The sequence below is a fragment of the Lacisediminimonas sp. genome, from assembly GCF_030645335.1.
GTDB lineage: Bacteria > Pseudomonadota > Gammaproteobacteria > Burkholderiales > Burkholderiaceae_D > Lacisediminimonas.
Map to the genome: position 1 here is coordinate 1 of NZ_JAUSNH010000017.1, position 3,359 is coordinate 3,359.

Genomic DNA, 3,359 nt, shown 5'->3' on the forward strand with positions numbered 1-3,359 from the left:
CGCAACCGCACGCTCGACAGCATGCGTCGCGGCCAGGTGACGGTACTGGTTGCCACCGACGTTGCCGCCCGCGGCATCGACGTACCGACCATTACCCACGTCATCAACTACGACCTGCCGAAGTTCCCGGAAGACTATGTCCACCGCATTGGCCGCACAGGTCGCGCTGGTCGCAACGGTATCGCCATTTCGCTGGTCAACCACCAGGAAGGCATGAACGTCAAGCGGATCGAACGCTTCACCAAGCAATCGATTCCGGTGGACGTGATCGAAGGTTTCGAGCCAAAGAAAACGGCATCCGCCGCACGTCCTGGTTCGAACTGGAAGCCAGGCGACAACCGCGGCCGTGCCAAGCCGGCACAGCGCACCTTCAGCAAGCCGGGCGCACCGCGTCGTGAAAGCGGCTATGGCGCTGGCAATGGTGGTGGTAATGGCGGCGGCAACGGCAGCCGTACCGGCGCCAATGCCGGCGGCGCACGTCGCTCCTACGGCGATCGTTGATTGACGCGAGCCGCATGACAGGGGCACGCTGAAAAGCGCAGGCCCTGACAGGCAGCCGTAACAGAAGTCCAACGCATGGCAATGCAAATTGCCATGCGTTTTTTTATGCCGGCCGGATCAGGGGCCGGATCAGGATCAGTTCATCGAGCAGGTCCGGAAGCCGGCGAAAATATCGTTGCGCTCGGGCAGGTAATAATTGCGGAATTTCGGTGAGCGCATCCGCGACGGCGTGGCGAAGGATGCGCCGCGCAATACCTGGTGGGAGTCGAACCACGGCGCGGAATATTCGCGGTAAGGCCCTGGCTCGAACCCCGGATAAGGCAGGAAACGCGAACAGGTCCACTCCCACAGGTCGCCCCAGCGCAGCGCGGGATGACGGCTCAGTGCGGCGCTTTCCCACTCGGCTTCAGTCGGCAGGCGGCGGCCGGCCCACATGCAATACGCCTGCGCTTCGTATAGATTGACGTGCCGCACCGGCTCATTGGATAGCAGTACGCTGTCGTGCCCAAAACGCGCACAGCGCCAGTTCTTGTTGTCGCGCCGCCAGTAGCGCGGCGCAGATTGGTCCTGCGACATCAGCCAGCTTCGCCCGGCCTGGGTCCAGTAATGCGGATTCTCGTAGCCGCTGTCATCGACAAAGTCCGCATATTGGGCATTGGTGACCAGCGTCGAGTCCATCTCGTAGCTGTCCAGTCGCACCGGATGCGCCCATTGCTCGTTGTCGAACACGAAGTCCTGCTGTTCGCTGCCAAGCGCGAAGGTGCCGCCCGGGAAGCGAATGCTGCCCTGTGCCCACGACTGGATGGCGCGCCAGGCGGGCGGCGGCGGCGTGGCGACGCCCAGCGTCTGCAATGTGTAAGCCAGGGCCTCGCCATGCATGTCTTCATGTGCCAGTGCGAGCCGGTAGGGATACAAGGCGGCGGCGTTTTCGGCCGATCGGCCCAGTTTGTCGAGCACACGGTCCAGCACTTCCCGGCAATAGGTCTTGAGTGCGCCCCCCGGCGGCAGGCCCTGCGTCCAGCGCCCCTTGTGCGGCACCAGGTTGGAATCGAACCAGTCGTCGCCCTTGGTCAGCAGCGAGTGCCCGCGCGCAGTGCCGGGCTGGCTTGATTCTGCTTCGCGCAGGATGTACCACTCGGCAAACCAGGCGATATGACCCAGCTCCCACAAGGGCGGATTGACGATCGACAGCACCGGCACGCGCGCCGGCACATCCAGCCCGGCCTCGGCCAGGCAATCAAACAGGGCGAGCGTATAATTTCGCGCATCAGTGAGCGCGTTTGCCAGGTCGCTGCGACTGGCAGTACGAATAGGTGAATTCATCGAAAGATTATCAGGCCATGTCGGACAAGCCGCTCGTTCTTATTATCAGCCCGGCATCGGCAAAAGCCAATAACGGCAATTGGCAGACCGCCTCGCGCTGGCAGCGTTTCGTGCGCGAGCGCTACCGTGTGCGCTTGCTCGATACCTGGGATGGACAGCCGCAAGCCGATGCGATGATCGCACTCCATGCGCGACGTTCGGCCCCGGCCATCCACGCCTGGTCACGTCGCCAGCCCGATGCGCCGCTGATCCTGGTGCTGACAGGTACCGATCTCTACCGCGATATCCATACCAGCGACGATGCACGGCATTCGCTGGCCATGGCCAGCCACCTGGTCGTGTTGCAGGAGGCAGGGCTCGGTCAGTTGCCGTGCGCCATGCGCGCCAAGACCAGTGTGATCTACCAGTCTGCACCCGCCCTTGCACCAAGCCAGGCCCGCGCGGCAGGAACGCCATTCACGGTAGTCATGATCGGCCACCTGCGCGAAGAAAAAATGCCGGCCACCTACATGCAGGCGGCACAATTGCTGAAGGCATCTGAGGTGCGCTTGCTGCATATTGGCCATGCGCTCGATGTCGGGCTGGCAAACCTGGCCGCAAGCACGGCGGCGGCGTGCCCGCATTACGAATGGCTGGGTGGCTTGCCACACCCACGCACACGCCGGATACTGGCCGACAGCGACTTGATGGTCATCGCCTCCAATATGGAAGGCGGCGCCAATGTCATCATTGAAGCGGTCACCAGCGGCGTGCCGGTATTGGCCAGCGACATCGATGGCAATCGCGGCATGCTCGGCTGCGACTATGCGGGTTACTTTCCGCTCGGAGACAGCGCCGCGCTGGCGCTGCTGATCGGGCGGGTACACGGCGACTCCGCGTATCGCGAACAATTGCACCGTCAATGCCAGCAACGCGCGCTGCTGTTTGCGCCGGCACGGGAGCAGGCGGGGGTTCTCGAACTATTGGATAATGCGCTACCGATGCCGCATTCCATGCCGCATTCATTGCCGCATCCCAATCCGATTCCCCGCACATTTCCCGCATCAGAACAGGACTGAACATGAACGCACCCGCTGATCTCCCCGTCAAGCTGACCTCTTTCTCGCATGGTGGCGGCTGCGGCTGCAAGATCGCACCTGGCGTACTGGCCGAAATCCTCAAGCGCTCTGCCGGCTTTCCGGTGCCCAAGGAATTGATGGTCGGCATCGAGACCGCAGATGATGCCGCCGTGTACCGGCTCAATGACCAGCAGGCGCTGATCGCGACCACCGATTTTTTCATGCCGATTGTCGATGACCCCTACGATTTCGGCCGGATTGCTGCAACCAACGCGATCTCGGACGTCTATGCGATGGGGGGCACGCCGATCATGGCGCTGGCGCTGGTGGGCATGCCGATCGACAAATTGCCGCTGGACGTGATCGGCAATATCATCCGCGGCGGCGAGTCGATCTGCGCTGAAGCCGGCATACCGATTGCCGGCGGCCATACGATCGATTCGGTGGAGCCCATCTACGGGCTGGTGGTGCTGGGAC

At 62.8% G+C, this 3,359-nt stretch carries 4 protein-coding genes; 3 read left to right on the plus strand and 1 reads right to left on the minus strand.

The window, feature by feature from the left end; translation table 11 throughout:
• Window positions 1-501 (plus strand): helicase-related protein (locus Q7T64_RS01435; protein ID WP_304789952.1); only part of this gene is annotated, 501 nt, incomplete at its 5' end.
• Between the two features lie 135 nt (window positions 502-636).
• Here Q7T64_RS01435 and senA read toward each other — a convergent pair.
• Window positions 637-1,824, minus strand: coding sequence for a selenoneine synthase SenA (senA, locus tag Q7T64_RS01440; protein ID WP_304789955.1), 1,188 nt, complete (start codon window positions 1,822-1,824; stop codon window positions 637-639).
• Here senA and senB point away from each other — a divergent pair.
• Together senB and selD are read left to right on the plus strand one after the other, a co-directional pair.
• Window positions 1,815-2,882 (plus strand): selenoneine biosynthesis selenosugar synthase SenB, encoded by a 1,068-nt coding sequence (senB, locus tag Q7T64_RS01445; protein WP_370653236.1) that lies wholly within the window; start codon window positions 1,815-1,817, stop codon window positions 2,880-2,882. The two genes, senA and senB, sit on opposite strands and share 10 nt — an antisense overlap.
• A 2-nt stretch (window positions 2,883-2,884) precedes the next feature.
• Window positions 2,885-3,359, plus strand: a 475-nt coding sequence (gene selD, locus Q7T64_RS01450; protein ID WP_304789958.1) for a selenide, water dikinase SelD, incomplete at its 3' end; no start/stop codon positions are given.